Annotated in this window: 4 protein-coding genes; 3 read left to right on the forward strand and 1 reads right to left on the reverse strand. The window is 60.7% G+C overall.

Annotated elements, in window-relative coordinates:
- Positions 1-309: 309 nt before the first annotated feature.
- Complete coding sequence (locus tag ABFX23_RS17840; RefSeq protein WP_428831684.1) at positions 310-447, reverse strand: hypothetical protein; 138 nt, start codon at positions 445-447, stop codon at positions 310-312.
- Here ABFX23_RS17840 and ABFX23_RS17665 point away from each other — a divergent pair, their 5' ends adjacent.
- The 3 genes from ABFX23_RS17665 to ABFX23_RS17675 are packed head-to-tail and all read left to right on the forward strand — an operon-like array spanning position 448 to position 3,514.
- A complete protein-coding gene (locus ABFX23_RS17665) occupies positions 448-1,602 on the forward strand; it encodes a tyrosine-type recombinase/integrase (RefSeq protein WP_428831685.1) in 1,155 nt (384 codons plus the stop codon). It begins immediately after the preceding gene.
- Entirely contained in the window at positions 1,599-2,513 is a 915-nt protein-coding gene (locus tag ABFX23_RS17670) for a tyrosine-type recombinase/integrase (protein ID WP_185884407.1), read from the forward strand. Before ABFX23_RS17665 ends, ABFX23_RS17670 begins: the two co-directional genes overlap by 4 nt.
- Positions 2,510-3,514, forward strand: a complete 1,005-nt coding sequence (locus tag ABFX23_RS17675; RefSeq protein WP_205440756.1) for a tyrosine-type recombinase/integrase — start codon at positions 2,510-2,512, stop codon at positions 3,512-3,514. The genes ABFX23_RS17670 and ABFX23_RS17675 overlap by 4 nt, the downstream gene beginning before the upstream one ends.
- The last annotated feature ends 44 nt before the right edge of the window (positions 3,515-3,558 follow it).

A 3,558-nucleotide genomic window follows, 5' to 3' on the forward strand; every position in this document is an offset into this window, starting at 1 on the left:
TGATTTCACTCCAGATAATTACCGTTCCTTCGACCTCAACAAGTCGAAGGAACCACTATGCCAACAAGATCATTTTTGTCGTTCCAGCCTGCACCGCGCAGGATTGGAGAGCCGCCCAGTCCTGACGCCCTATTCAGTGCATTCCTCTCCTCTCTGTCGGTTGAAGAGGGAACGGCCTGTGCGGTCCTGTACAGCGCAGCGATCCGCCATTTTCTGTGTTGGCTGGGACTACGCGGGATTGCGCTCGGGACGGTTGATGATCGGATCGTGCGCCGTTTTGAGCAGCATCGATGCCGTTGTCCGGGGTATTCAGCGCAAGCGACAGCCTACAAGGCCGATCTTGCGGCGCGTGTCAGGCGCTTCGTCCGGTTTCTCGAAGATCAGGGTCACATCGACGTAGCCGACGGGATCGGCGATCTCGGGCGTCATCTTGCTGACTATTCGCATATGATCGATGGCCTCCAACTCGCGAAGGGGGTGGCGCAAGCCTACCGTTCAGAGGCGGAGCACTTCGCGGCCTGGCTGCGGGTATCGCGATGTCCATGGACCGATGTCGATGACACGATCACCGAACAGTATGCCGATCACGATTGTCGGTGCCCGGTTTTCCGCAAGCGCGGCAAGCTGGCCGCTTCAGGAAGGAAGCGACGGCGGCGTTGCACACGGCACTTCGTAGAGTTTCTTCGTGATCGGCGCGCCATCGCCCCGGTCGCGGTGAAGGTGGTCGAAGATCCGCAGGTCGCGGCATATGTCGGTTGGCTCAGGCAGGATCGAGGCGTGACCGACGAGACGATCCGGCGATACCGGGCAGAGATTGAGCGGCTGATGCCCATGCTCGGCGCGCCGGCACAATGGGATGCTGCCACTTTGCGAGATGCGTTCGAGCGTCGCAGCAAGGAGATCCCGGGATCGACTGCGCTGCTCGCCACAATCATGAGGAGCTATCTTCGGTTTCTTATTGGCCGAGGCCAATGCCGCCCAGCGCTGCTGCACGCAATGCCTTCCGTACGGAGATACCGGCTTTCGGCATTGCCGCGCTACATCGACCCGGCAACGATCGAGAGGATCATTGCAGCCTGCCCGACAGGTCGGCCGGTGGAAGTTCGGGATAAGGCGATCATTCTCCTGCTTGCCAGACTTGGCCTGCGAGCAGGAGATATTCGGGATATGCGTCTCGACGATATCGATTGGCGATCCGGCCAACTGAAGGTCAAGGGCAAGACGCGTCGACCGGATCGTTTGCCATTGCCACAGGGTGTTGGCGACGCGATCCTGGCATATCTTGCTGCGGCCCGCCCGACGGCTATCGAAGCGCACCTGTTCTTGCGTTCGCAAGCCCCGTTCCGGCCATTCAGTTCATCAGCCGAGATCGCCGGCATCGTTGCACGCACACTCGAGCGCGGCGGGATCGAAGGTCTGCCGACCGGATCGCACATATTTCGGCATTCGCTTGCAACCAACATGCTGCGCTCTGGTGCAGGCCTGGAGTCCATCGGGACCATCCTGCGCCACAGCTCGCCCGAGACCACCGCCATTTACGCCAAGACCGATCTGCCGATGCTCTTGAAGATCGCACAACCCTGGCCCGGAGACCTGTCATGATAAACGCACAGATTTCGCGGTATGTCGCTTTGCATCGCAGCCTCGGTCGCAAATTTTTCGAGCAGGAGCGCCTGCTTCGCAAGTTCGGCACCTACGCGACTGGCTTCGGAGACAGCCACACCCGTATCGACCGCATCTACGACTGGTGCCGCGCGACGACTTCGCAGAACACCGCGCGGACCGGGTTCACTTTCGTGCGCAACTTCTGCTTGTTTGCCCATGCCGAGGATCCAGCCAACCAGGTTCCGCCCGCCAGTGTGTTTGGCCGGGGGAAGCGTCCGCGACCAACGCCGCACATCATCCAACCGGAACAGATCCGGGCGATCATGAAGGCGGCGCTCGATCTTCCGCCCAAGGGCATGATCAGTCCCTTCACCTATCATTACCTGTTCGGGCTGCTGGCGGCGACCGGTCTGAGGATTTCCGAAGCCCTGGCGCTGCAATGCGACGATCTGGTCGAAGACGGTCTGATCGTCCGCAACGGCAAGTTCGGTAAGCAGCGCCTGATCGCCTTGCAGCCATCAATCCGTCAGGCTCTCAAGGCCTATCTCGCAACCCGGGCAAGGCTCGGTGCCACGGGCAACGATCTGTTCGTGACGATCCGGGGAAGAGCACCCCATAAGGTCCGCGCCCACGTCGTGTTCGTCAGGCTGGCGCGACAGCTCGGATATCGTGGACCAACCGGGACTGCAGGTATGCGGCTTCACGATTTGCGGCATACCTTCGCCGTGCGCTCGCTTGAGTCGTGCTCGCCTGACCGGGAAGCCGTGGCGCACCACATGGCCGCGCTCAGCTTCTATCTGGGTCACTCCTCGGTCGCCAACACCTACTGGTATCTAGAAGCCACGCCAGTGCTGCTGCGCGACATCGCTGCCGCGAGCGAGGATCTGTATCTGGGAGAAGCGGCATGACGGCGCTTGCTCCCCACCTCGCAGCCTTCCTGCGCGAGCATTTGCCGCGGGAACGCGCCGTAAGCCCGCATACGGTGAAGACCTATGCCAACTGCTTCGTTCTGCTGGTCCGGTTCGCATCCGATCGGCTGAAGCGTCGACCGACCGATCTCGAGATCGAGGATTTCGGCACTGATATGATCATGGCCTTTCTTGACCATGTCGAAGTCGAGCGCGGCAGTTGTGTGCGGACCCGCAATGGCAGGTTGGCGGCCATCAGGTCCTTCTTCCGGTACATCGAGTATCGGGTTCCGGTGTGTCTTGACCAAGCGCTTCGGGTTCGATCGATCCCCAGCAAGAAGGCAGATAAGACGCTGATCGATTATCTCGACCGGGCCGAGATCAAGGCATTACTCGACGCGCCCGATCCTCGGACACGGCTCGGTACGCGCGATCGCGCCATGCTGCACTTGACCTATGCAGCGGGGCTTCGGGTATCGGAACTCGTGTCGCTGCAACTGGGCGATTTCCCGGTTCGATCGCTCTCGACGGCCCACATCATGGGCAAGGGACGGCGTGAGCGGGTCTTGCCGCTATGGAAAGAGACCCAGTCCGCACTCCGCGCATGGCTTGTCATCCGTCCTGAGACAGAGGTCGCCGAGGTGTTTCTCAACGCCAACGGTCAGCCCATCACCCGCGATGGCTTCGCATTCCGTCTCACCCAGCATGTCAAGGCGGCAGCAAAGAAGCAGCCGTCATTGCTTAGTAAACGAGTCACGCCGCATGTATTGCGTCATTCCTGCGCAATGCACACGCTCGCAGCGACAGGCGATATTCGCAAAGTCGCTTTGTGGCTCGGACATGCCAGCATCCAGAGCACCGAAACCTATCTGCGCGCCGATTCAGAGGAGAAGCTGCGGATTTTGGCTGCGCATGGCGGGCCGGAAATCAGCCCTGGACGCTTCAAGCCGCCGTCAGACACTCTGATCGCCATGCTCAACGACGTCCGCAAGCGGGCATAGCCTTCGGCCACGCTGCCCCGACCGCCACAATTATCTGGAGTAAA

The sequence above is a fragment of the Erythrobacter westpacificensis genome, assembly GCF_039542285.1.
Taxonomy (GTDB): domain Bacteria; phylum Pseudomonadota; class Alphaproteobacteria; order Sphingomonadales; family Sphingomonadaceae; genus Alteraurantiacibacter; species Alteraurantiacibacter westpacificensis.

What these genes read in the sequence shown, in the direction of transcription:
- ABFX23_RS17670 (WP_185884407.1), top strand. Translation starts at nt 1,599, where the DNA reads ATGATAAACGCACAGATTTCGCGGTATGTCGCTTTGCATCGCAGCCTC.
- ABFX23_RS17665 (WP_428831685.1), top strand. Translation starts at nt 448, where the DNA reads ATGATCGATGGCCTCCAACTCGCGAAGGGGGTGGCGCAAGCCTACCGT.
- ABFX23_RS17840 (WP_428831684.1), bottom strand. Translation starts at nt 447, where the DNA reads ATGCGAATAGTCAGCAAGATGACGCCCGAGATCGCCGATCCCGTCGGC.
- ABFX23_RS17675 (WP_205440756.1), top strand. Translation starts at nt 2,510, where the DNA reads ATGACGGCGCTTGCTCCCCACCTCGCAGCCTTCCTGCGCGAGCATTTG.